Source organism: Streptomyces sp. CNQ085, from assembly GCF_022614595.1.
Taxonomy (GTDB): domain Bacteria; phylum Actinomycetota; class Actinomycetes; order Streptomycetales; family Streptomycetaceae; genus Streptomyces.
Map to the genome: position 1 here is coordinate 1 of NZ_JAJFAU010000075.1, position 23,209 is coordinate 23,209.

Genomic DNA, 23,209 nt, shown 5'->3' on the forward strand with positions numbered 1-23,209 from the left:
CCGCCGCCCGCCGCTACGTCGGCTGAGGCCGGCGGAGGGACGCGCCGTCCGCACGGGGGCCGTGGGAACGGACACCGCGCGGTGCCGGTGCGGCGTCAGCGGGCCCGGCGGGTCTCGGAGCGGTTGGCCTCGCGGATGGCCCGCAGCAGCTCGTCCTTGGTCATCCGGGAGCGTCCGCCTATGTCCAGCCGCTGCGCGATGGAGTACAGGTGCTCCTTGCCGGCGTTCTCGTCCACACCCTCGCCGCTGCGTCCGCCCCTGCCGCGCGGGCGGGCGGCACGCTGGTCGGAGGGTCCCCTGCGGCCGCCCTCCTTGCGCTCCCAGTGGTCGCCCACCTTCTCGAACTTGTGTTTCAGGGCGCTGTAGGCGGTCTGGTGTGCGCGCCGACCCTCTCCGTACTCCTCCACGGCGGAGTCGTGGGCCTTGATCCAGGTGCGCCGCGCCTCCCGGGGGGAGCGCTCCAGGGTCGACGGGAGCTCCTTCCGTGCGGGCACGTTCCTCACCTCCGATCGGTCGGGGCCGTTACGGGTTCCCGGCCACCGGTCACGGAAACGGCAGGTGTCGATGCGCACCGGCAGGGTCACCCGCTTCCAGGGGGGGCCGCGGCAGGTTCCCGGCCAGATCCCGACGAGACGACGAGACGACGAGAGGAGTGCCGACCATGCGGTACGAGGAGCTCACCGGCCAGGTGCAGGCGCACGCGGACCTTCCGGACCGGCAGACGGCCGAGCGGGCCCTGCGGGCCACGCTGGAGACGCTGGCGGAGCGGATACCGGACGGGGTGGCCGATCATCTGGCCGCCCAGCTGCCCGGGGAGGCCGCGGAGTCGCTGCGCCGGGTGGTGGCCGGACACGCGGCCTCGCCACGGCGGCGGGCCGACGCCCGCACCCACGGCGAACCGTTCGACCTGACCACCTTCGCCGGGCGGGTGGCCTGGCGGTCCCGCGCCACGGAGGACACCGCGGTGCGGGAGGCCACGGCGGTGCTGGAGGTGCTGGACGCGGCGGTCTCGCCCGAGCTGATGACCAAGGTGGGCCACGTCCTGCCGCCGGACATCCGCGAGCTGCTGCCGTCCACCCGCGCCGAGGAGTACTGAAGGCCCCGGCCGCTCCGGACGGGGCCGGAGCCCCCCGGGGGCGGGGACAGGCGCCCGGGGGGCCTCGCCCGCGGGCGGCCTCTACCGGAAGCGGTTGCCCACCGGCTTGGCCCGCTGGTCGGGGGTGCCGTGCGGGGGCGGGTTGTACGGCTCCGGCGAGGTCGCCGGACTGACGGGGGATCCGCCGCGCTCGCCCCGCGGCCCCGAGGGCGGCTCGGCGCCGCCTGGGGAGCGCGGACTGCCCTCCTCCAGCTGGCGCGTACGGGCCGTCAGAAGCGCGATCACGTGGGCACGGCCGGCGTGTTCGCGCTCGTAGTGGAGCAGCCGCTCCAGGTCGTCGTGCGACAGGGCCCGGATCCGGTGTTCCAGCTCGCCCGCGGAGAGGTGATCGTAGTCGGGGAACGGGAGTTCGTCGTGATCGGTGGTACTCATCCGTTCCGGGTGTCCGGATCGGGGGGTGGGAAAACCCGGCGGCCGCCGCGATTATCCCGATGGAGGAACCGGGGCAAGCTATACGTAGCGGTCCGGGACCGGAACGCCGGGGTTCCGGTTCCGTGTACCTGCCGGCCTGGGATCAGTAGCCTCAGGAGTCCCTGTCATATTCACCGACCGGTTGGAGACTTTGATGGAGCGTCCCGCCTGGGCTCCGCAGGACATAGACCTGTCCGTGCCGAGCGTTTCCCGTATCTACGACTACTACCTGGGCGGGTCGCACAACTTCGAGGCCGACCGGGAGGCCGCCCGGCGGGCCATCGAGGTCTTCCCAGGGCTCCCGAAGATCATGCAGGCCAACCGCGCGTTCATGCGCCGGGCCGTCCGCTTCGCCGCGCAGCAGGGCATCACCCAGTTCCTCGACGTCGGCTCGGGCATCCCGACCTTCGGCAACGTCCACGAGGTCGCCCAGGCCGCCGCGCCGGGGGCGAAGGTGGTCTACGTGGACAACGACCCCGTCGCCGTCGCCCACAGCCGGGCCGTGCTGGAGGGCCGGGAGGAGCGCACCGGCGTCGTCGCCGCCGACTTCCGCAAGCCCGAGGACATCCTCGGCAGCCCCGAGGTGGGCCGGCTGCTCGACCTGGAACGCCCGGTGACGCTGCTGCTGGTGGCGCTGCTGCACTTCCTGGAGGACGGCGACGACCCGTGGGCGAAGGTGGCCGGACTGCGTGACGCGCTCGCCCCCGGCAGCCTGCTCGTCCTCACCCACGCCTCGGTCGAGGGCGGCCCGCGCAGGCCGGAGCAGGGGGACGATATGGAGGGCGTCTACCGCGACATCGGCTCGCCTCTCATCCTGCGTTCGCGCTCCGAGGTGGAACGCTTCTTCGACGGCTTCGAGATGGTCGAGCCCGGTCTGGTCTCCATGCCGAACTGGCGCCCGGACGGACCGGTGGACCAGGAGGACCCCGTGGTTTTCACCGGCTTCGGTGGAGTGGGACGCAAGGCGTGAGTCCCACTCCGCAGGGGCCCCCCGCCGCCTCCGGACGCCCCCTGGCACCGGAGGCCCCGGGCGACCCGCACGACGGATACCGCCGCTTCGCCCGGATCTGGAGCCGCGCGGTCTACCCCGCCACGGCCACCTCCATGACCCGCACCGAGTTCGAGGAGTACCTCCTCCCCCTGGCGCGGACCCTCGGCGAGGCTCTGCACGCCCGCCCCTTCGATCCCTCCCCGGGGCGCGGGGTGGGGGCGGCGCTCGTCGAGGCGCACTGCACCGCTCCGGAGGCGCTGCCGCAGGTGCTCGGCGTGGTGGACGCCTATCTGCTGTTGTACTGCAGCGACCCGGCGGTACTGCCGACCGAGGACGGGCGGGCCCGCTGTGCCCGCCTCCAGCACGCCGTCTCCGCCGGGTTCGCCCGCGCGCTGCAGGAGCGCACCCGCTCCGAGCAGGAGGCGCTGGCCCGGTCCGCGCTCGCGGCGCGGGAGAGCGCCGAGAAGGCCCTCCACGAGAGCGAGACCCGCTTCCGGGCGGTCTTCGAGGGCGCCACGGTCGGCATCGGGATCGCCGACATGGACGGGACGATCCTCGACATCAACAGCGCGCTGGCGAAGATGTTCGGCGGCTCGGAGCAGCACGTGCGCAGCCGCCGTGTCTCCGACTGGGTCCACCCCGACGACGCCCCGGGCGTCTGGCGGTTCCACGAGGAGCTGGTGCGCGGCGAGCGCGACCACTACCGCGTGGAGAAGCCGTACACGCGCAGCGACGGCACCGTGCTGTGGACCAATCTGACCGTCTCGCTGCTGCGCGGCCCCGACGGCGAGCCGCGCTACATGCTGGCGCTGATGGAGGACATCACCGAGCGGCGCCTGCTGAACCTGCGGCTGCGCTACGAGGCCACCCACGACGCGCTGACCGACCTGCCCAACCGCACCCTGTTCTTCGAGCGGCTGGAGCACGTCCTCTCCCCCTGCTCCGGCGTCGCCCGGATCGGCCTGTGCTACCTGGACCTGGACGGCTTCAAGACGGTCAACGACAGCCTGGGCCACTCGGTCGGCGACCGGCTGCTGGTGAACGTGGCCGAGCGGCTGCAGGGTTGTGTGGCCTCGCCGCGCCACATGGTCGCGCGGATCGGCGGTGACGAGTTCGTGGCCCTGGTCAGCGACCCCGCCTCGCGCTCGGAGGTGACCGACCTGGCCCGGCGGGCGCTGGACGCGCTGTCCTGCCCGATCGCGCTGGCCGGGCGGGAGCTGCCGGTGCGCGCCAGCATCGGTGTGGTGGAGGGCCCGGTCGGGGAGCTGACGCCCGCGGAGGTGCTGCGCAGCGCCGACATCACCATGTACCGGGCCAAGGCCGGGGGCGGCAACCGCTACGAACTGGCCGACCCCGACTGCGACGCCCGCACCATCAGCCGCCACATGCTGACCACCCATCTGCCCGCCGCACTGGAGGGCGAGGAGTTCTTCATCGAGTACCAGCCGCTGGTGCGGATGGAGGACGGCAGCGTGGAGGGCGCCGAGGCCCTGGTGCGCTGGGCACATCCGCTCCACGGGGTGCTGGGCCCGGACCGCTTCATCCCGCTGGCCGAGCACACCGGGTTGATCGTGCCGCTGGGCCGCTGGGTGCTGGAGCAGGCGGTGCGGCAGGCGTGCGAGTGGCAGGTGCGCGGCATCGGGGGCTCCCGGCCGTTGCGGGTGAACGTCAACCTCTCGCCGCGGCAGCTGCACCATCCTGAGCTGGTCGCCGAGACCGTGGCGGTGCTGGAGGAGGCGGGGCTGGACCCGGCCTCGCTCTGTCTGGAGGTCACCGAGAGCGCCCTGATCCGCGCCGACGACGCGGAGCTGAAGCCTTTACGCCGGCTCGCCGACCTGGGGGTGCGGATCGCCCTGGACGACTTCGGCACCGGCTACTCGAACCTGGCCAGTCTGCGCAGGCTGCCGGCGTCCACCCTGAAGCTGGACCGCTCCTTCACCCAGGGCCTCCAGCAGGACCCGGCCGACCCGGTCGACCTCAGGGTCGTCGAGGGCATCGTCTCGCTGGCGCACGCCCTGGAGCTGGCCGTGACCGTCGAGGGCGTGGAGACGGCGGCCCAGGCCGACCAGCTGCGGAAACTGGGCTGCGACTCGGCCCAGGGCTGGTACTACGCCCGGCCCGGCCCGCCCGAGCGCCTGTCGTCGCGGGCGCTGCCGCTGGCCGCCGGGCAGTGACCGGCGGGGCGGGCGGGCCCGGCGCGCGGGGGGCGGGCGCGCCCCGGCCCGTCAGGGCGTCCTGACGGGATCGTGCCCCAACGACATCATCCGGTGCCGCCAGTCCGAGTCCCGCACGGCCTCGGCGACGCGTACGCGCTCACGTTCGGCACCGACGGTGTCGACGACCTCGCGCATCACCGCGATGTCCTCGTCGGTGAGGTCCGTGCGGCGCTTGCGCAGGATCGCCAGCACCTGCCGTCCCCGCTCCGGCCCGGCCCGCTCGGGCAGTTCCTCGGTCCGCTCGCCGGCGACGCTCGTCCTGAGCCACGCCTCCAGTTCGTTCGACGTCATGTTCACCACGGCGTGGAACTCGTCCCACAGAGCGCCCGGCTCCAGCTCGGAGATGTCGGCCATCGTCAACCTCCCGTAGACCTCCCGGATCTCTCACGCCGCGCGAGTGCCCCGCTCCGGCCCGGGAAAACCCGTGTTCCGCCGTGCCGCCGGGCCGCGCCGGACCGGCACCCACGCACCGGCCGTGCCTCAGTTCTCCGGCGTGGGATCCCCCTCCAGGTAGCGGGCGCCCGGGCCCTGCGAGCCCGCGACGTCGTCCGGGTTGTACAGGCCGCACTTGCGCAGGCTGAGGCAGCCGCAGCCGATGCACCCGGTCAGCCGCTCCTTCAGCCGTTCCAGCTCGCCGATCCGCGCGTCGATCCGCCGCTGCCAGGTACGGGCCACGGCGTTCCACTCGGTGGCACTGGGCGCCCGGTCCACGGGCAGCTGGCCCAGCGCGGCGCGGGTCTCCTCCAGCGACAGGCCGACGCGCTGGGCGGCCCGCACGAAGGCGACCCGGCGCAGGGCGGTGCGCGGGTAGCGCCGCTGGTTGCCCGTGGTCCGCTCGGAGTGGATCAGACCCATCTCCTCGTAGTAGCGCAGGGCGGAGGGCGCGAGCCCGGAGCGGGCGGCCAGTTCCCCGATGGCGAGGCGTCCGTCTCGGTCGGTCATGACGGCGAGCATAGCGCTTGACCTCAAGTCGCCTTAAGGTTGCAGCCTCTTGGCACGACGACCGCGACACCGCCGCACACACCCGCCCCCGCCCCGCTTCACACGTGACCGTCGAGCCCGGCCGGCAAGTCCGCCTGGATCTCGTCGCGGTTGGTCTCGTTGAGGATCTCGTGCCGGGCGCCCCCGTAGGCCCGCCAGGTCAGATCGCGCAGGCCCAGGTAGCGGAAGTCCTCCAGGAGTTCGTACACCAGCGTCATGCCCTGGCAGCAGGGGTCCTGGTCGCCGACCGCCCTCAGGTCCTCCACCACGGCCCGCCACCCGCTCTCCCCACCACGCCGTACCCGCCGGTGTGTTCGGCGGTGGCACCGTGGCCGCGGTGGTCGGGGGCGACGACCGCGTAGCCGTGCCCGACCAGGAAACGGGCGAACCGGTCGTAGCGCAGGTCGTGTTCGGCCGCGCCGTGCCCTGTCTGCACCAGCGCGCGGGGGCTTCCCTCCGCGGGGAGCCAGGTGTGGGTGGCGACGGGCAGCCCGTCCCGGGCCCGGGTGGCGTCCGCCCGCGGCGTCACGTCGTCCCGCCCCTCGGCGTCGGCGGGTCGGAAAGGCCCCTTCCCCACCCCCGCTCGCGTCTAGGACCTTTCCGCCGGCTGCCGCGCCGGTGCGGCCGGATACGGGCGGACGCTCTTGACCAGCGTCGCCATCTCGTCTCCGAGGACGGCCGCGTCCGCCTCGCTCCCGGCGAGGACGGCCAGGCACACGCCGGATCCAGCGGTCGAGACGAACAGCAGCGCGGTGTCGAGTTCGACGACCACCTGCCGTGCCCCTCCGCCGCCGCCGAAGCGGATACCGGCGCTGCGGGCCAGCGAGTACAGTCCCGAGGCCAGCGCCGCCAGGTGGTCGGCGGTGTCGGTGTCCAGGCCGTGGGCGGCCTTCACCAGGCCGTCGGAGGACAGCAGCAGGGCACCGCGGGTGTGCGGGACGCGCTGGACGAGACCGGTCAGCAGCGAGGACGGATCGGTCGTCCGGCCGACGGGGGCATCGCTCACCATGATCGCGTTCTTCTCCTTGGGGGTGAGAGCCGTGCGCGGGACTGACCGGGCCGGCTGGTGGTGCTGTCGTCGGTTCCCTCCGCGAGGCCGGCGCCCCGGCGGAAGGCGGCCATCAGGCCGGGAGTGTGCCCGGCCGCGGGCTCCTCCGCTGTCCCCGGGGCCCGCGGCGGCCGGCGCGGCTCGGGGGCTCGGGCATCGCAGTCCTCGAAACATTGAGGTCGTCTCGGCGGGCCGACGCGCTCACCGGCTCTCGTGGCGCGGCCGCGACGCTGACCGTCATCCGGCGGGGACGCGGGTGTGCCGACGTGGGTCACCCCCTCGGCGGCCCCGGCGAGTGAAAGCGCCGCCGCGCCCCGTGAGGAAGGACGGCACGATCATAACTCCCGTTCGCCAGGGGCGAGTCACCGTGCCCGGACCGTCACGTCAGGCCGTTCCCGCGGTCCGGTCCCGGGCCGCGCGGTGCCCGGACGGAGGCGTGGGAGGCCGTGGTACGCCGGTCCGGAGGGGGCTGCGAACACGAAGGCGCCGCCGCCGCGCGATTCGATGTCGGTCCACGGCCTGCCGGTTTCCCGAACCGGAGGACCACAGGTGTCGCCGAGGCCGGACGAGACCACGGGAGCGCTCGTCGCCATCACGGTGCGTCCCCGCGCCCACCTCCACCGCCGGACCTCCGTACTTCCGCCCCGTCCTCGCGCGAGCCCATCCCTTCCCCGCCCCCATGCCGTAGGGTCGCAGTGGCCGGCGTGGGGCTGTGCGGCGGGTGGGGTACCGGCTCCGCCGCCCCGGACGCCCGGAGGAAAAGCGGAGCACGGCCGGAGGAAGGCCGGGGCAAGGAGTGTCCATGACATCGGAAACCGTGGAGCCCACGCTGACGGGGGTGCGCAACTTCCGCGACGTCGGTGGTCTGCCGACGGCCGACGGCCGACGGGTGCGCCGGGGCACGCTCTACCGCAGCGGGCACCTGGCGCACGCCACCGAGGAGGACGCGGCCTTCCTCTCCCGGCTCGGCCTGCACACGGTCTTCGACTTCCGCAACTCCGCCGACCAGGCCCTGGAGGGCCCGGACGTGGAGCTGCCGGGCGTGCGGAACGTGAACATCCCTCTGTCGGACCCGGCCGAGGGCGCCGAGTTCTGGACGATGATACGCGAGGGCGACCTGCCACTGCTGCGCTCCCTGCTCGGCGACGGACAGGCCGAGGCCCGGATGGTGGCCTCGTACCGGCTGATGGTCCGGCAGCGCACCGCCGAGCACGGCCGGCTGCTGCGGGAGCTGGCCGAGGAGAGCGTGCCCGCCCTGATGCACTGCGCGGCGGGCAAGGACCGGGCCGGGCTGTCGATCGCGGTGACACTGCTGGCGCTGGACGTGGAGCGGGACGCGATCGAGTCGGACTACCTGGAGTCCAACGCCCCGCACCGCCGCTACCGGATCCACCGCTCCCCCGACGCGGGCGGCGGGATGTCGCCCGAGGTCAGAGAGCTGATCGCGCCCCTCTTCGAGGTCCGCCCCGCCTATCTGCACGCGGCGTTCGACACCATCACCCACACCTGGGGCGGGGTGGAACCCTATCTCTCCGAAGGGCTCGGGCTCACCCCCGGTCTGCGCGAGCGGCTGCGCGGCCGTCTGCTGGAGCTCTGACCGCCGGGGCCGTGTGGCGGCGGGGCCGGATCCGGCCGCCCCGCCGCTCCCGCGGGCCGGGTCAGCCCTCGCGGACGACGACGAAGTCGGCGAGGGCGGTGAACTGCTCACGCACCCGGCCCGGCATGTCCACGCCGTCCAGCGCGGCGAGGGCGGTGGCATGCCGGCGGCGGGCCTCCTGGGAGGTCCACTCACGGCCGCCGGCCTCCTCGATCAGCCCGGCGCGGGTCGCGAACTCCTCTTCGTCGAAGTCCTCGAACTCCCGCTGGCTCTTGGTGGCGTCCGCGGCCAGCAGTTCTCCGAGCCGGTCGGCGGCCGGGCCGCCCGCGGCCAGGGCCGCGACCACCGGCAGGGACTTCTTTCGCTGCCGCAGGTCGCTCCAGGGCAGCTTTCCGGTCGCCGCCGGATCGCCCCAGATGCCCAGCAGGTCGTCGACGGCCTGGAAGGCCAGGCCCAGGTGGTCGCCGTACGCCTCGAGGGCGTCGGCGGTGGCCTCGTCGGCCCCGCCGAGGACCGCGCCGATGGAGGTGGCGCAGGCCAGCAGCGCACCGGTCTTGTTGCCCTCCATCTCCAGGCACTCGGCGACGGTGACCTTCTCCCGGTGCTCGTAGGAGATGTCCTGCGCCTGCCCGTCGATGAGCCTGCGGGTGGCCAGGGTCAGGCGGCGGGCGGCACGCGCGGCCTCGGCGGTGTCCAGTTCCAGCAGCACCTCGCCCGCCAGCGCGAACAGGGCGTCGCCGACGAGAACGGCCTGCGCCGGGCCGTGGACCTTCCACACGGTGTCGCGGTGGCGGCGCTGCTCGTCGCCGTCCATCAGGTCGTCGTGGAGCAGGGAGAAGTTGTGGACCAGTTCCACGGCCACCGCCCCGGGGACGCCGGTGGCGGGCTCGACGCCCGCGACCTCGGCCGACAGCAGGGCCAGCGCCGGGCGCACCGCCTTGCCCCCGTCACCGCGGGCCGGGTTGCCCTGGGCGTCGGTCCAGCCGAAGTGGTAGGCGGCGACGGAGTCCATCGGCGGTGCGAGCCGCGCCACGGCGGCGCGCAGCATCGGCGTGGCGAGAGTGCGGCCGCGCTCCAGCAGCTCGATGACGCTCGCGGTGTCGACGGCTGTGTCCGTCAGGGGCCTCGGGGTCGCCGGGGTCACGGGGTCTCCTCTGCGTTCGGTGTCATACTCACGCCGCCTCCTGGAAGACGTCGTCGTGCGGGCGGCCGAGTGCGGCCAGCGCTTCCCGGGCAGCGGTCAGCCCGCTGCGTACGGCGCCCTCCATCGTCGCGGGCCAGCCGGTGGCGGTCCACGCTCCGGCCAGCCACAGCCCCGGCGTACCGGTGCGGGCCGCGGGGCGCAGGCGTCCGACCCCGGGTACGGGGGCGAAGGTGGCGGCGCGCTCCCGTGTGACGAAGAAGTCGCGCACCTTCGCGCCGCGCGCGGCGGGCATCAAACGTGCCAGTTCGGGAAGGTAGCGTTCGCGCAGCACGGCGACCGGCAGGTCGATCTCGTCCTGCGCGGCGGACTGGGACACCGCGATGTACTGGCTCGCGGCCCCTCCCGGAGCGTTGCGCAGCCCGGAGGCGGCGGTGCGGTCGAAGACCCACTGCACGGGGGTGCCGAGCGCGGCGAGGAAGGGACCGTGGAGCACCCTGCGGTCGTAGACCACGTGGACGTTGAGGATCGGCGCGTCGCCGATACGCAGCAGCCGCTCCGGTTCCTCCACGGCGCCCTCGGGCAGCAGCCGGTGCGCCTCGCGCTGGGGGACGGCCAGGACGACCGTACCGGCCCGCAGCGTCTCCCCGGCCCGGCCGGTCCGGTCACCCTCCGCCGAACGCCGCTTGCCGGTGTCCACCGCGACCCGCCAGGCGCCGTCCGGCTCCTGGGTCAGCTCCCGGACCCGGCCCTGCCGGACCACGCGCACGCCCGCCCTCTCCAGTACGGCGGCGGCGAGTGTGTCGTGCAGGTGTCCCAACGGGACGCGGGACCAGCCGATGTCGGCCGCGCCGGGGTCGCTGAGCAGGCCGGTGCTGAGGACCATCGCGGCCAGCCCGAGCGAGACGTCTGGTGCGCGGGCGTTGAGGGTGGCGACGCCCACCAGATCCCACAGCGCACGTACCGCGCGGGGGGACTGGCCGTGGCGGCGCAGCCAGCTTCCGAAGTCCTGGGAGTCCAGGGCGGGGTCACCGGGGTCGATTCTGCCCAGGCGTCCGAGCGCCAGTGCGGCCCGCCCCGCACGCAGCCGCTCGGCCGGGGAGAGGTGGGGGTAGCGCGCCAGGGAGGGGCCCAGGTGCAGCGGCGCGGGCAGGGCCGTGCGCCGCAGCCGGCCCTTCGTGCCGCGCGCGGCGTCGTGGACGGGGATGTCCAGGCGGGGCTGGAGGGGCGCCAGCGCGCTCGCGCCGATACGCTCCAGGAACCAGCGGTAGGCGGTGCAGCAGCGAAGGTGGACGTGGTGGCCGTTGTCGACGGTCAGCTCACCGGCCGCGCCGGAGCGGCGGAAGGAGGAGGCGAGTCCGCCCAGCCGTGTCCTGCTCTCCACCAGGGTGGTCGCCACCCCGGCGTCGGCCAGGCGCAGTGCGGCGACGGTGCCCGCCAGCCCTCCGCCGACGACGACGGCGCGCGGGTCGGGTACGCCGGTCACGTCGTACTCCCTCCCGGTGCCGTGCGGGCGGCCAGCCGCGCGTCGAGCCCGGACAGGCCGCGCAGGGCGACGTACGCCTTCTCGGGCGCGGGCAGGGACACCCGGCCGCGCAGTACGGCGTGGGGGTCGCGGGCGATACGGGCCAGCAGCCGGTGGTAGATCCCCGCCATGGACGCCACGCAGGCGGCCGAACGGCGGTCCAGCAGCGGCAACAGCCGCAGCCCTTCGGCGAACAGCGTGCGGGCACGGTCCACCTCGAAGCGCACCAGTCCGGCGAAGTCCGCGCCGGCGGGCGGCACGTGGCGGTCCAGCGAGGCGTCGCAGCCGAACGCGGCCAGGTCCTCGCGGGGCAGGTAGGTGCGGCCCTCCGCGGCGTCCTCGCGCACATCGCGCAGGATGTTGGTCAGCTGCAGGGCGAGGCCGAGGGTGTCGGCGTAGTGGGGGGCGCGGTCGGCGCCCGGGGCACCCGGTACGGTGCCGAAGACCCCCAGGGAGAGCCGCCCGATGGCGCCGGCGACGCAGCGGCAGTACTCGCTCAGCTCGTCCCAGGTCTCGTAGGCGCGGCCCCGGACGTCCATCAGGACGCCGTCGATCAGCTCGTCGAGCCCGCCCAGCGGGATCGGGAAGCGGTCCGCGGCGTCGGCCAGGGCGACGGCGACCGGGTCGGTGGCGTCGTCGGGGACCTTTCCGGCGCGGACGAGGTCGAGCAGGCCGCGGGTCTCCTCCAGCCGGGCGTGTTTGGCCTCCTTCCCCAGCGGGCCGTCGCCGATGTCGTCCACGCGCCGCGAGAAGGCGTACAGGGCGGACATCGCCCGGCGCCGCGCGGTGGGCAGCAGCCGGATGCCGTAGGCGAAGTTGCGGGCCTGCTCTCCGGTGACGGCCTCGCAGTAGCGGTAGGCGGCGAAGACCTGCGGGGGGAACGGAGCCTGCCGTGCGGCCCTCCCGGCGTTCGCGCTCCTCCTCGCCACCGGGCTCACCTCGCCGCTCCCAGGACAGCCGCGGTCTCGCGCAGCACGCCGGCCCTCCCCGGGCGCGGGGCGCCGCCCAGGACGTCGTACCGGGCGGAGCGCAGGGCGCGCAGGGCCGCCCGGCCGCCGCCGGTGAATCCGGCGATGAGGATCTTCGGTATGCCGGGAACGCTGGCCACCAGCGGGACTCCTTCGTTCAGCAGTTCGTGTGCGCGCCGTGCCTCCCAGGCGACCAGGGCGCGCACCGAGGCGTTCGCGGTGGGCGCGGCGAGGTCGGCCTCGGTGACGCGGAAGCGCTCCAGGTCCTCGGCGGGGAGGTAGATCCGGCCGCGCAGCGCGAGGTCCTCGGCGACGTCCTGGAGATGCTCGGTGATCTGCAGCGCGGTGCAGACGGCGTCGGAGCGGCGGACGCGCTCGGGGGTCGCGGTGCCGGTGACGGCCAGGACGAGCCGTCCGACGGGGTTGGCGGACAGCTCGCAGTAGCCCAGCAGCTCCTCCCAGGTGCCGTACCGGCGGACCTTCTGGTCCAGCCGGTTGGCCTCGAGCAGGGCGAGGAACGGCTCGGGAGTCAGCGCGTGGCGCCGCACGGTCGGCACCAGTGCGTACATCAGGGGGTGGCGGGGGGCGTCCCGGGCCGGGCCGCCCGGATCGCGGGCGGTGCGGAAGACGCGGTGCAGCTCGGCCTCGAAGGCGTCGAGCAGGGCGTCGCGGTCGCCGGCCCGGCCGGGATCGGCTCCCAGCAGCGCGGCGTCGGCGCCGCCGGGCGGCAGGTCGCCGTCGCCGATGTCGTCCAGCAGGCGGACACAGCCGTACACGGCCATCAGGTCGTCCCGCCAGGCGCGGGGCAGGAAGCGGGGAGCGACGGGGAAGTTCTCGCGTGCCGCCTTGTCCAGGACTGCGCGGCTGCGCGCGTCCCGCGCAGGGGTCACCGGGGGCCGCCCGCTGTCATCGCCGTCACCTCTCCGTCTCTCCGACCGACAGCACCCGGGCGTCGGCGTCCCTCTGGCCGTCCGTGCCCATGGCCGCCGGTCGCCGCCCGCGATGTGGAACATCATATTTCGGGCAGGCCCCCGGGTCGGGCCCGGTACTCGGCCGACCGGGTGCCGGACGGCCGGCTGAGCCGCCCGGCGGGACCGGGTCAGCTTACGTCGTACGCCGGGGCGCTCTTCGCCGCGGGTCCGCCGGGGCGGGTCGCGGGTTGTCCCTCCGGTGCGGTGAAGCCCCTGATGACCGTGTCCAGGGCTCCGGCGGCAAGGGCGTCGCGCCGCTCCGGCGAGAGCGGGCCCAGCGAGCCGTCCAGCAGCAGGACCGCCAGGCCGTGCACCGCCGCCCAGGCGGTGATCTCGGCGCCGGAACGCCGCTCGGCGGACATCCGTCCGGTGGCGACGAGCCCGTCCAGAGCCTCGGCCAGCAGCCGGAAGGAGCGGTACATCCAGTGGGACGGCTCCTCCTGCGGGCCGGGGGCGCCGCTTCCGTCGGCCGCCTCGGGGGGGCGGCAGAAGGCCGCGCGGAACAGGCCGGGCTCGGTCAGCGCGAACTCGATGTAGCCGGCGCCGAGCGCCTTGACCCGCTCCTCGGCCGCCTCTCCGGCGTTCCGCGCCCCGCCTCCTTCCACACCGCCGTCCGCACCGTCCTCCGGGCCGCCTTCCGTGCCGCCTTCCGTGCCGCCGACGGCGGCCGACCGCTCCATCGTCTCGGCGAGACCGCGCTGCCCCTGCTCCTTGACCGCCATCAGCAGGTCGCCCTGGCCGGTGAAGTGGCGGTAGGCGGCCGTCGGCGAGACTCCGACCCGCCGTGCGGCGGCGCGCAGCACGACGGCCTCGGGCCCTCCGTCACGCGCGAGGTCCGTCGCCGCCTCGATGAGCGCATTGCGCAGATCTCCGTGGTGGTAGCCGCTCTTTCCGGTTCCTTCGGTCCGCATCGTTCGATACTGCCTGATGTTGACAGCGTTAGCATCCTCTGCGACAGTCTAAGTTAACGCCGTAAACATCCTGCGGCGCACGCACCCAGGTGACGAGAGGGAAAGAACCCATGCTGTCGTGGATCGCCGATCTGGTACTGCGCCGTCCCCGGGCGGTCCTGCTGACCGCCCTCGTCTCCGTACTGGCCATGGCGGCCGTGGGCGTCGGCGCCTTCGGTAAACTCCAGAGCGGCGGGTTCGAGGACCCCGACGCTCCTTCCAGCCGCGCCGCGACCCTGATCGACGAGAAGTTCGGCGGCGAGACCAACCTCGTCCTGCTGGTGCGGGCCGACGACGGCGGGCGCCTGGACTCCCCCGCCGCCGAACGGGCCGGACAGGAGGTCGTCGCCGGACTGAAGGACGAACCGGGCGTGTCGGGCGTCGTCTCCTACTGGGACGCCGGCGGCTCCGCGCTCACCTCCCGCGACGGCGACCAGGCACTGGTCCTCGCCCACATCGAGGGCGACAGCACCGAGCGCCTTGACCGCGCCGAGGAACTCTCCGAGAAGTGGTCCGGCGACCGGGGCGCCGTCACCGTGCGCGCCGGCGGCCAGGCGGCCGTCGCCGGCGACATCACCTCCCAGATCTCCAAGGACCTGGCGATCGCCGTGCCCATCACCCTGATCCTGCTGGTGATCGCCTTCGGCAGCGTCGTGGCCGCGCTGCTGCCGCTGGCCATCGGCCTGATCGCGATCATGGGCACCTTCGCCGAGCTGTACGTGCTGGGCAGCATCACCGACGTATCGGTCTTCTCGATCAACCTCACCACCGCCCTCGGCCTCGGTCTCGGCATCGACTACGGCCTGCTGCTGGTCAGCCGCTTCCGCGAACGGCTGACCGAGGGCGACGAGGTGCCCGACGCGCTGCGCACCACCGTGGCCACCGCGGGCCGCACCATCGCCTTCTCCGCCGCCACCGTCGTCGCCGCGCTCGCCGCGCTGCTGCTCTTCCCGCCCTTCTTCCTGCGCTCCTTCGCCTACGCCGGGATCGGTGTCGTCGCCATCGCCGCGATCGGCGCGCTGGTGGTCGTCCCCGCCCTGCTGGCGGTGCTGGGCCACCGCGTCAACAGCGGACGCATGCCCTGGGCGGACGCCGTACGCCGGCCCGACGCCCCGGTGTGGGGCCGCCTGGCCTCGGTGGTGATGCGCCGCCCCGCGCTCACCGCGCTGCCGGTCCTGGCCGTGCTGCTGCTCGCCGCGAGCCCGCTGCTGGGCGTGTCCTTCGGCAACCCCGACGAGCGGGTGCTGCCGGAGGACGCGCCCAGCCGCCAGGTGGCAACCGCCATCGACGAGGACTTCGGCGACGACAACACCTCCGCGGTCCAGATCGTCACCACCGGCCCGGTGGACACCGCCGATCTGGACGCCTACGCCACCGCCCTCTCCCGCGTCGACGGCGTCGCCCGCGTCCAGGCGTCGTCCGGCACCTACCAGGACGGCGAGGCCGCCCCGCCCGGCCCGCTGGGCGCCGCGCTCGGCCGGGACGACGCCCAGCGGCTGACCGCCACCACCGAGGTGGAGTCCGGGTCCGGCGAGGCCGAGGACCTGGTGCGCGACATCCGCGCGGTGCAGGCCCCAGGCGGTGTGGAGGCCCTGGTCGGCGGCCCGGACGCCTATCTGGTGGACACCAAGGCCGCCATCGGGGACCGGCTGCCCGCCGCGATCACCTGGGTCGCGCTGACCACCTTCGCCCTGCTGTTCCTGTTCACCGGAAGTGTGGTACAGCCGCTGCGCGCGCTGGTGCTCAACACCATCAGCCTCGCCGCGGCGATCGGCGCGATGGTGTGGATCTTCCAGGAGGGCAATCTGTCCTCGGTGCTGGGCTTCACCCCGATGCCGATGAACACCTCGATGACCGTGCTGCTGTTCTGCATCGTCTTCGGTCTGTCGATGGACTACGAGGTCTTCGTCACCAGCCGGATCAAGGAGCTGCACGACGCGGGCGAGGACACCTCCACCGCCGTCACCCGGGGACTGTCGCGCACCGGGCGGATCGTCACCATGGCCGCCGGCCTGCTGGCGGTGAGCCTGTTCGCCTTCACCACCAGCGAGATCAGCTTCATGCAGATGTTCGGCCTCGGCAGCGGGCTGGCCATCCTGATCGACGCGGTCGCGGTGCGCGGCATACTCGTCCCGGCCGCGATGCGGCTGCTGGGCCGCGGTGCCTGGTACGCCCCGAAGGCACTGCGCCGGCTGCACGGCCGGGTGGGACTGTCCGAGGACGCCGCTCCCCCGAAGGCCCCCGCCGAGCCGACGCGCGAGCCGGCCGGGGTCTGACCCGGCCTCCGGCGGACCGCCCGGAAGCGGACCGGCCCCGCCCCTGACCCTTCTTCTCGGGTTCCGGGGGCGGGGCCGGTCCGCTTCCGGGCGGCGGCACGGATGGCTACTTGCGGGTGAACTCCTCGTACGCCTTCATCACGTCCTCGGTCGGGCCGTCCATGCGCAGCTCACCACTCTCCAGCCACAGCACCCGGTCGCAGGTGTCCCGGATGGACTTGTTGTTGTGGCTGACCAGGAAGACCGTCCCGGCCTCCTCGCGCAGCTCGCGGATCCGGGCCTCGGAGCGCTTCTGGAACTTCTTGTCGCCCGTCGCCAGCGCCTCGTCGATCATGAGCACGTCGTGGTCCTTGGCCGCGGCGATGGAGAACCGCAGCCGGGCCGCCATGCCGGAGGAGTAGGTCCGCATCGGCAGACTGATGAAGTCGCCCTTCTCATTGACGCCGGAGAAGTCGACGATGCCCTGGTAGCGCTCCTGGATCTGGTCCTTGGACATGCCCATCGCCAGTCCGCCCAGTATGACGTTGCGCTCGCCGGTCAGGTCGTTCATCAGCGCGGCGTTGACCCCCAGCAGCGAGGGCTGGCCGTCGGTGTAGACCCTGCCGCGCTCGGCCGGCAACAGGCCCGCGACGGCACGCAGCAGCGTGGACTTGCCCGAGCCGTTGGAGCCGATCAGGCCGATGGCCTCGCCGCGGTAGGCGGTGAAGCTGACGCCCTTGACCGCGTGCACCTCGCGCATCCCGGCGGACGCCTTGCGGCGGACGATCCGGTTGAGGGCCGCGGTGGCGCTGCCCCGGCCCCGGGCGCCGCCGTTGACGCGGTAGACGATGTGCAGTCCGTCGGCGATGACGGTGGGCCGGCGCCCGGCGGAGACGGCCTCCGCGTCCTTCGCCCCCTTGTCCGCCGACGCGGCGGCTGCGCTCTTCTCAGCCACGGCCATAACGCTCCTCCGCCTTCCAGAAGTACACGAATCCACCGAAGCCGATCACCACGGCCCAGCCCGCGGCCAGCGCCCAGGCGTACGGCGGGAGGTCGGCGAGGGTGTAGCCGTCGATGAGCGCGAAGCGCATGAGGTCCATGTAGACGGCCGCGGGGTTGGCCTGGGCCGCGACGATCATCCACTCCGGAGCGCTGGTGCGCTCCCTGAGCATGTACTCCAGGGAGAACATCACACCGGACGCGTACATCCAGGTGCGCATCACGAAGGGCATCAGCTGGGCCAGGTCCGGGGTCTTGCTCCCCAGCCGGGCCATGATCATCGCCAGACCCGTGTTGAAGACCAGCTGCAGGGCCAGGATCGGCACCACCAGCAGCCACGACCAGCCCGGGAAGTGCCGGAAGCCGAGGAGGATGGCCCCCAGGACGATCATCGAGTAGAGCAGTTGCTGGAGCTGCTGCAGTGAGAAGGAGATGGGCAGCGAGGCCCTCGGGAAGTGCAGGGCCCGCACCAGACCGAGGTTGCCGGAGATGGACCGGACCCCCGACATCACCGAGGTCTGGGTGAAGGTGAAGACGAAGACGCCCGTGACCAGGAAGGGTACGTAGTTCCCCTTGCCACCGGGCACCCCCTCGCGGCCGCCCAGCAGGATGCCGAAGACGAAGAAGTACACCGCCGCGTTCAGCAGTGGTGTGGCCACCTGCCACAGCTGGCCCAGCTTGGCCTGGCTGTACTGGGCCGTGAGTTTCGCCCTGGAGAAGGCGAGGATGAAGTGCCTGCGCGCCCACAGCTGCCGGACGTACTCCGTCAGGGAGGGCCGGGCGCCGCTCACCGTCAGGCCGTACTTGGCGGCGAGTTCGGCCGGGGACAGGCCGTCGTCTGGTGAACGCGGGGGCTCGCTCGTCGCGATCGCACCGCCGTGCGTTGTGTCGCTCACGTTGAAACTTTCGTCCTCACAGTGCGCAGCCGGGATGGGAATGAGTACAGCGGAAGCCCGGCCCTGTCGTCACCGGACCCGATGCTCTCAGACAGAGCTTGTCAGATGACGGGAGGGCGGCCCAGCCGGGTCAGACGCCACACCGTACGCCACTTCATGGGACGGCGGGGTCCGCACGGGGTCGTCCAGCCCTCCCGGAAACCACCCAGCCAGGCGCGCAGCGCGGGGCGCGAGGGACGCCGTGCGAGGGTCAGCAGCAGCCATACGCCCAGGTAGAGGGGGATCAGCGGCAGCGGCAGGTTGCGCCGGGCCAGCCACACACGGTTGCGGGCGACCATGCGGTGGTAGACCGCGTGGCGGCTGGGGAGAGTGGTGGGATGGTGGAGCACCATGTCCGCGCGGTAGTCGATCACCCATCCCGCGTCCAGCGCCCGCCAGGCCAGGTCGGTCTCCTCATGCGCGTAGAAGAACTCGTCCGGCAGTCCGCCGACCTGCCGGAAGACCGCCGTGCGCACGGCGTTGGCGCCGCCGAGGAAGGTGGTCACGCGTGAGGAGCGCATCGGGTCCGAGGCGCGCAGCCGCGGTACGTGGCGGCGCTGGGTGGCCCCGGTGTCCGGGTCGGCGATGCGGAAGCCGATGATGCCCAGCTCCGGGTCGGCCGCGAACGCCCGCCGGACCAGTTCGGCGGTGTCGGTGTTCGGCAGCAGCCCGTCGTCGTCGAGGAAGAGCAGCGCGTCCACCTCGCTCCCGCCGGGCCCGAACGCCTCGATGCCGACGTTGCGGCCACCGGGGATGCCCAGGTTCTCCGGCAGCTCCACCGTCCGCACCCCCTGCGGGAGCTCCGGCAGCGGGGCGCCGTTGCCGACGACCACCACCTGGACCGGGTCGCCCTCCTGCTTGGCGACCGAGTCCAGCAGGGCGCGCAGCTCCTCGGGGCGGTTGCCCATGGTGAGGACGACCGCGCCCAGTGTCACAGACCCGCCGGAGGAGGGCTCCACGCCCTCGGTCATGTCGTTCACCGCCTTCACCGCAGTCGGCTCGACGCCAGGATGGACACCAGGTGCAGCAGCGTCTGCAGGACCGCGATGGCCGCCAGGACGGCGACGCCCAGCCGGGTGAAGAACAGGCCGCCGTGCACCGCGTCCGCCACCGCCACCGCCAGGATCACCAGGGACGCCTCGACGCCGCCGACCAGCCGGTGGAACCTCAGCGCCGCGGCCGCCCGGCGGGCCAGCGCCAGCCCCGAGGAGCGGGGCACGGCCGCCTCGTCCTCCACGGCGGGCAGGCCGCTGCGGGAGCGGGCCACGTCCACCAGGTCGGTCTCGGCCTTGATCAGGATCGCGCCCAGCGCGGCCACGGTGCCCAGGAAGGCCCACAGCCAGTTCGCGGAGGCCCCCTCGGTGCGGAAGACGTCCGCGGCCCGCACCCCGAAGCCGACCAGCAGCGCCGCCTCGGCCAGGTAGTGGCCCACCCGGTCGAGGTAGACGCCGGTGATGGAGGTCTGCTTCCGCCAGCGGGCGACCTCGCCGTCCACGCAGTCCAGCAGCAGGTAGAACTGGATCAGCAGGGCGGCCAGGACGGCCCCTGTCGGGCCCGGCACCAGCAGCACGGCGCCGGCCGCCACACCGGCGACCACCATCAGATGGGTGAGCTGGTTGGGCGTTATCCGGGTATTCACCAGATGCCGGGTCCAGCGCAGCGAGATCTCCCGCATGTACAGGCGTCCGGCCCAGTGCTCACCGCTGCGCCGGTCCTTCACCCCGGCGGGGTGGACGACCGGGCGGAGTTCAGCTACTGACGGCTTTGACATAGTCGGCGTACGCGTCCCTGATCTGGTCGGTGGACAGGCCCAGGTGCTCGATGATCGTGTAGCGCCCGGGCCGGGTCTGCGGCGCGTACTCGACGGCCTTCACGAACTCGTCCTCGTCGAAGCCGATCTCGCCGGGCAGCACGGGCAGACCGTGGCGGCGCAGCACGTCGACGATCAGCGCCGTCTGCTCCTCCGCCCCGCGCAGGTGCATCGCGAAGGCGGCGCCGAGCCCGCACTGCTCGCCGTGCGCGGCGGCGCGCCTGGGGTAGAGCAGGTCGAAGGCGTGGTTGATCTCGTGGCAGGCGCCGGAGGCGGGGCGGCTGTCGCCGGCGACCGACATGGAGATGCCGGTGAGCACCAGCCCCTCGGCCAGGACGGTGAGGAACTCGTCGTCGCCGCAGCCTCCCGGGTGGCGCAGCACCGCCTCGCCGGCCTGGCGGGCCATGGCGGCGGCCAGGCCGTCGATCGACTCGCCGGTGATCTTGTGGGAGAGCTCCCAGTCGGCGACGGCGGAGATGTTGGAGATCACGTCGCCGACCCCCGAGCGCACGAAGCGGATCGGGGCCTCGCGGATGACGTCGAGGTCGATCACGATCGCGATCGGGTTCGGCACGCCGTACGAGCCGCGGCCGGCGTCGTTGTCGAGCGTGGCGACCGGGGAGCACAGGCCGTCGTGGCTGAGGTTGGTGGCGACGGCGACCAGCGGCAGGCCGATGCGCGCCGCGGCGAACTTGGCGCAGTCGATGATCTTGCCGCCGCCCATGCCGACGACCGCGTCGTAGTGGCCGGACTTCATCGCGTCGGCCAGCTTGATCGCCTCGTCCAGCGTCCCGCCGCCGACCTCGTACCAGTCGGCGCCCGGCAGGGCGGGCGCGAACCGCTCGCGCAGGGCCGCGCCCGAACCGCCGCTGACGGCGATGGCGAGCTTGCCGGAGGCCGAGATGCGCTGGTCGACCAGGAGGCCGGCCAGGTCGTCCAGCGCACCGGGCCTGATGTCGACGACGACCGGCGACGGGATGAGCCGGGTCAGTACTGGCACGCGATCTCCCGCGCCTTCTTCAGGTCGTCGTGGTTGTCGATCTCGACCCACTTCACGTCGCCGATGGCGGCGGTGTCGATGGTGAGGCCGCGGTCGACCATCTCCTGGTAGCCGTCCTCGTAGTACAGCTGCGGGTCGCGCTCGTAGGTGGCCTTCAGCGCGTCGGCCAGGTCGGCGGCGGCGTCACCCTCGATGAGGGTCACGCCGATGTACTCGCCGGTGGCGTCGGCCGGGTCCATCAGCTTGGTGATGCGGCGCACGCCCCTGCCGGGCTCGGTGACGACCTTCATCTCCTCGTCGGCCAGCTTCTTGACCGTGTCGAGGGCGAGGATGATCTGCCCCCCGCCGCGGGCCTGAAGCAGGGTCTGCTCGACGGAGACCGGGTGGACGGTGTCGCCGTTGGCCAGGATCACGCCCTCCTTGATGACGTCGCGGGCGCACCACAGGGAGTAGGCGTTGTTCCACTCCTCGGCCTTGTCGTTGTCCACCAGGTGGAGCTTGACGCCGTACTTCTTCTCCAGGGCGGCCCTGCGCTCGTGGACGGCCTCCTTGCGGTAGCCCACGACCACGGCGGCGTCGGTGAGGCCGACCTCGCGGAAGTTGCCGAGGGTGAGGTCCAGCACGGTGGTGGTGCCCTCGCCCGCCGGGTCCACCGGCACCAGAGCCTTGGGGAGGGTGTCGGTGTAGGGACGCAGACGCCGTCCGGCGCCGGCGGCCAGCACGAGGCCGATCATGCGGGTTCTCCTGTTTCGTCGTGTACGGCGGGTGCGTGTGAGGACACCCAGAAACGGACGCTCTCGGTGAGCACCGTGAGCGCCAGGGCCCCGGCCAGGACCGTGAGCGCGATCGTGAAGCCCTGCCCGGCGGCCCAGAGGACCGCGGCGGCCGTGACCGCCACCGCGCGTCCCTCGTGCCCGCCGATCGCCCGCACCAGCCTGTGCGGGGGGGCGCCGGTACCGCCGCGGATGCGGTACACCGTGTCGTAGTGATGGTAGGCGACCGCCGCGACCAGCCCGAACGCGGCGGGCAGGGCCCCTTCCGCGTCCGACCGGACGGCCAGCGCCAGGATCGTGGTGTACTCCGCCGCGCGGAAGAGGGGCGGCACCAGCCAGTCCAGCGCGCCCGTCAGCGGGCGGGCGACGGCCAGCCCGGCCAGGAACGCGTAACCGAGCGCGGCGGCCGGCAGCCAGGGGCCGGCCGGGGCGCGCAGCGCGGCGGCCACCAGGACGGCCGAGCCGAGCAGTGCGAGGACCGGGGCGGCGAACGCGGACGGCCGCGCCGAGCGTGTCAGGGACGCGGCGGCCCGGGCCACGCCCTCGGCCAGTGGTCCGGAGTCGGCCAGGTCGGCCAGGGCCCGCGCGGCGCGGCCGGTGCGCACACCCTTCCGGGCCAGGGAGCGCAACACCCGTCCGGCGGTGGTGTAGCAGGCGGCGAACGCACACCCGGCCAGCAGGACGATGAAGGTGGTGCGGGGGGTGGTGAGCGCGGTGAGGACGGCGACAAGCGCCCAGCGTTCGCCGATGGGCAGCACGATCATGCGGCGGGCCCACACCGTCCAGCCGACCCGGTCGAGTCTCCCCGACAGGGCGGCGGCGGGGTTGGCGCTCCCGGCCGCGGGCCCTCCGGCGCGTTCCCGGCCGCCGTCCCCGCTGTGGTGGTCGGCCTCGTTGAAGGAGAAGTCCACCACGTGGCGGCAGGTCTGGAGCACCATCGCGCCCAGCGCCAGGGCCCACACGTCGTCGCCGCCACGGGCCGCGCCCAGGGCCAGACCCGCGTAGTAGGCGTACTCCTTGGCCCGGTCGAAGGTGGCGTCCAGCCAGGCGCCGAGCGTGGAGTACTTCAGCGCGTAGCGGGCAAGCTGACCGTCGGCGCAGTCCAGTACGAACGAGGCGATCAGCAGCGCCCCGGCCGCGGCGAAGCCGCCGCGGGTGCCGGTGGCCGCGCACGCGGCGGCGACCAGCGCGGTGAGCAGCGAGGCGGTGGTCACCTGGTTGGGGGTCAGTCCGCGCCGGGCACACCAGCGGGCGAGATGGCGGGAGTAGGGGCTGACGAAGAAGGTGGTGAAGAAACCGTCGCGTGACTTCACCGCCGAGCGCAGCCGCACCCGCTCCTCGTCGACCGCCGCCACGGCCCGCTCGGCCTCGGCGCGCTCCGCGCCGTCGGCGGGCACGGCGGCGACGAGGACGCCCAGCTCGGGCCGGTGCACGGCCGGCACCCCGGGGTCCTCCTCCAGGGCCGCGGCCACCCGGTCGGGC

22 protein-coding genes and 1 pseudogene are annotated in these 23,209 nt (G+C 73.5%); 5 read left to right on the forward strand and 18 right to left on the reverse strand.

The window, feature by feature from the left end; genetic code table 11:
* Positions 1-95: 95 nt before the first annotated feature.
* Entirely contained in the window at positions 96-494 is a 399-nt protein-coding gene (locus LJ221_RS14135) for a ChaB family protein (protein WP_241716931.1), read from the reverse strand.
* Positions 495-661: 167 nt separating this feature from the next.
* Between LJ221_RS14135 and LJ221_RS14140 the strand changes: the two genes are divergently transcribed.
* Positions 662-1,096 (forward strand): DUF2267 domain-containing protein, encoded by a 435-nt coding sequence (locus tag LJ221_RS14140; RefSeq protein WP_241716932.1) that lies wholly within the window; start codon positions 662-664, stop codon positions 1,094-1,096.
* Positions 1,097-1,177: 81 nt separating this feature from the next.
* Here LJ221_RS14140 and LJ221_RS14145 read toward each other — a convergent pair whose 3' ends face one another.
* The gene (locus LJ221_RS14145; protein ID WP_241716935.1) at positions 1,178-1,528 is read right to left on the reverse strand and encodes a hypothetical protein; all 351 of its coding nucleotides are present in this window, start codon (positions 1,526-1,528) and stop codon (positions 1,178-1,180) included.
* Between the two features lie 193 nt (positions 1,529-1,721).
* On the opposite strand from LJ221_RS14145, the gene LJ221_RS14150 reads away from it, so the two are divergent.
* Complete coding sequence (locus LJ221_RS14150; protein WP_241716937.1) at positions 1,722-2,537, forward strand: SAM-dependent methyltransferase; 816 nt, start codon at positions 1,722-1,724, stop codon at positions 2,535-2,537.
* Positions 2,534-4,732, forward strand: a complete 2,199-nt coding sequence (locus tag LJ221_RS14155) for a putative bifunctional diguanylate cyclase/phosphodiesterase (protein WP_374228448.1) — start codon at positions 2,534-2,536, stop codon at positions 4,730-4,732. Before LJ221_RS14150 ends, LJ221_RS14155 begins: the two co-directional genes overlap by 4 nt.
* 51 nt (positions 4,733-4,783) lie before the next feature.
* Here LJ221_RS14155 and LJ221_RS14160 read toward each other — a convergent pair whose 3' ends face one another.
* From LJ221_RS14160 to LJ221_RS14175, 4 genes and pseudogenes are all read right to left on the reverse strand, one after another.
* The gene (locus LJ221_RS14160; protein WP_241716939.1) at positions 4,784-5,128 is read right to left on the reverse strand and encodes a DUF3140 domain-containing protein; all 345 of its coding nucleotides are present in this window, start codon (positions 5,126-5,128) and stop codon (positions 4,784-4,786) included.
* A gap of 126 nt (positions 5,129-5,254) precedes the next feature.
* The gene (gene soxR / locus LJ221_RS14165) at positions 5,255-5,716 is read right to left on the reverse strand and encodes a redox-sensitive transcriptional activator SoxR (RefSeq protein WP_241716941.1); all 462 of its coding nucleotides are present in this window, start codon (positions 5,714-5,716) and stop codon (positions 5,255-5,257) included.
* 98 nt (positions 5,717-5,814) lie between these two features.
* Positions 5,815-6,284: pseudogene (locus LJ221_RS14170) on the reverse strand (alpha/beta hydrolase).
* Positions 6,285-6,344: 60 nt separating this feature from the next.
* Positions 6,345-6,764 carry a roadblock/LC7 domain-containing protein gene (locus LJ221_RS14175; RefSeq protein WP_241716943.1) on the reverse strand — a complete coding sequence of 140 codons (420 nt, stop codon included), beginning with the start codon at positions 6,762-6,764 and terminating at the stop codon, positions 6,345-6,347.
* Between the two features lie 841 nt (positions 6,765-7,605).
* On the opposite strand from LJ221_RS14175, the gene LJ221_RS14180 reads away from it, so the two are divergent.
* Positions 7,606-8,400 (forward strand): tyrosine-protein phosphatase, encoded by a 795-nt coding sequence (locus tag LJ221_RS14180; RefSeq protein WP_241716945.1) that lies wholly within the window; start codon positions 7,606-7,608, stop codon positions 8,398-8,400.
* 61 nt (positions 8,401-8,461) lie between these two features.
* Here the strand turns inward: LJ221_RS14180 and LJ221_RS14185 are convergent, their stop codons facing one another.
* From LJ221_RS14185 to LJ221_RS14205, 5 genes are all read right to left on the reverse strand, one after another.
* The gene (locus LJ221_RS14185; protein WP_374228449.1) at positions 8,462-9,544 is read right to left on the reverse strand and encodes a polyprenyl synthetase family protein; all 1,083 of its coding nucleotides are present in this window, start codon (positions 9,542-9,544) and stop codon (positions 8,462-8,464) included.
* 28 nt (positions 9,545-9,572) lie between these two features.
* Positions 9,573-11,027: a hydroxysqualene dehydroxylase HpnE gene (gene hpnE / locus LJ221_RS14190; RefSeq protein ID WP_241716947.1), complete on the reverse strand. Its 1,455-nt coding sequence runs from the start codon at positions 11,025-11,027 to the stop codon at positions 9,573-9,575.
* Positions 11,024-11,995 carry a presqualene diphosphate synthase HpnD gene (hpnD, locus tag LJ221_RS14195; RefSeq protein ID WP_241716949.1) on the reverse strand — a complete coding sequence of 324 codons (972 nt, stop codon included), beginning with the start codon at positions 11,993-11,995 and terminating at the stop codon, positions 11,024-11,026. Before hpnD ends, hpnE begins: the two co-directional genes overlap by 4 nt.
* A 5-nt stretch (positions 11,996-12,000) precedes the next feature.
* Complete coding sequence (gene hpnC, locus LJ221_RS14200; RefSeq protein ID WP_241716951.1) at positions 12,001-12,924, reverse strand: squalene synthase HpnC; 924 nt, start codon at positions 12,922-12,924, stop codon at positions 12,001-12,003.
* A 209-nt stretch (positions 12,925-13,133) separates the two neighbouring features.
* The gene (locus LJ221_RS14205) at positions 13,134-13,916 is read right to left on the reverse strand and encodes a TetR/AcrR family transcriptional regulator (RefSeq protein WP_241716953.1); all 783 of its coding nucleotides are present in this window, start codon (positions 13,914-13,916) and stop codon (positions 13,134-13,136) included.
* Positions 13,917-14,026: 110 nt separating this feature from the next.
* Between LJ221_RS14205 and LJ221_RS14210 the strand changes: the two genes are divergently transcribed.
* Positions 14,027-16,231, forward strand: a complete 2,205-nt coding sequence (locus tag LJ221_RS14210; protein WP_241716954.1) for an MMPL family transporter — start codon at positions 14,027-14,029, stop codon at positions 16,229-16,231.
* A gap of 106 nt (positions 16,232-16,337) precedes the next feature.
* Here the strand turns inward: LJ221_RS14210 and LJ221_RS14215 are convergent, their stop codons facing one another.
* From LJ221_RS14215 to LJ221_RS14245, 7 genes are all read right to left on the reverse strand, one after another.
* Positions 16,338-17,171 (reverse strand): ABC transporter ATP-binding protein, encoded by an 834-nt coding sequence (locus LJ221_RS14215; RefSeq protein ID WP_241716956.1) that lies wholly within the window; start codon positions 17,169-17,171, stop codon positions 16,338-16,340.
* Positions 17,158-18,105, reverse strand: a complete 948-nt coding sequence (locus LJ221_RS14220; protein ID WP_241716958.1) for an ABC transporter permease — start codon at positions 18,103-18,105, stop codon at positions 17,158-17,160. The genes LJ221_RS14215 and LJ221_RS14220 overlap by 14 nt, the downstream gene beginning before the upstream one ends.
* Before the next feature lie 101 nt (positions 18,106-18,206).
* Positions 18,207-19,079 (reverse strand): glycosyltransferase family 2 protein, encoded by an 873-nt coding sequence (locus LJ221_RS14225; RefSeq protein ID WP_241716973.1) that lies wholly within the window; start codon positions 19,077-19,079, stop codon positions 18,207-18,209.
* A 50-nt stretch (positions 19,080-19,129) separates the two neighbouring features.
* Positions 19,130-19,915 (reverse strand): CDP-alcohol phosphatidyltransferase family protein, encoded by a 786-nt coding sequence (locus LJ221_RS14230; RefSeq protein ID WP_241716960.1) that lies wholly within the window; start codon positions 19,913-19,915, stop codon positions 19,130-19,132.
* Complete coding sequence (locus LJ221_RS14235) at positions 19,893-20,954, reverse strand: iron-containing alcohol dehydrogenase family protein (protein WP_241716962.1); 1,062 nt, start codon at positions 20,952-20,954, stop codon at positions 19,893-19,895. The genes LJ221_RS14230 and LJ221_RS14235 overlap by 23 nt, the downstream gene beginning before the upstream one ends.
* Positions 20,942-21,688, reverse strand: coding sequence for a sugar phosphate nucleotidyltransferase (locus LJ221_RS14240; RefSeq protein WP_241716965.1), 747 nt, complete (start codon positions 21,686-21,688; stop codon positions 20,942-20,944). Before LJ221_RS14240 ends, LJ221_RS14235 begins: the two co-directional genes overlap by 13 nt.
* Positions 21,685-23,209 (reverse strand): DUF5941 domain-containing protein (locus LJ221_RS14245; RefSeq protein ID WP_241716967.1); only part of this gene is annotated, 1,525 nt, incomplete at its 5' end. The genes LJ221_RS14245 and LJ221_RS14240, both read right to left, overlap by 4 nt.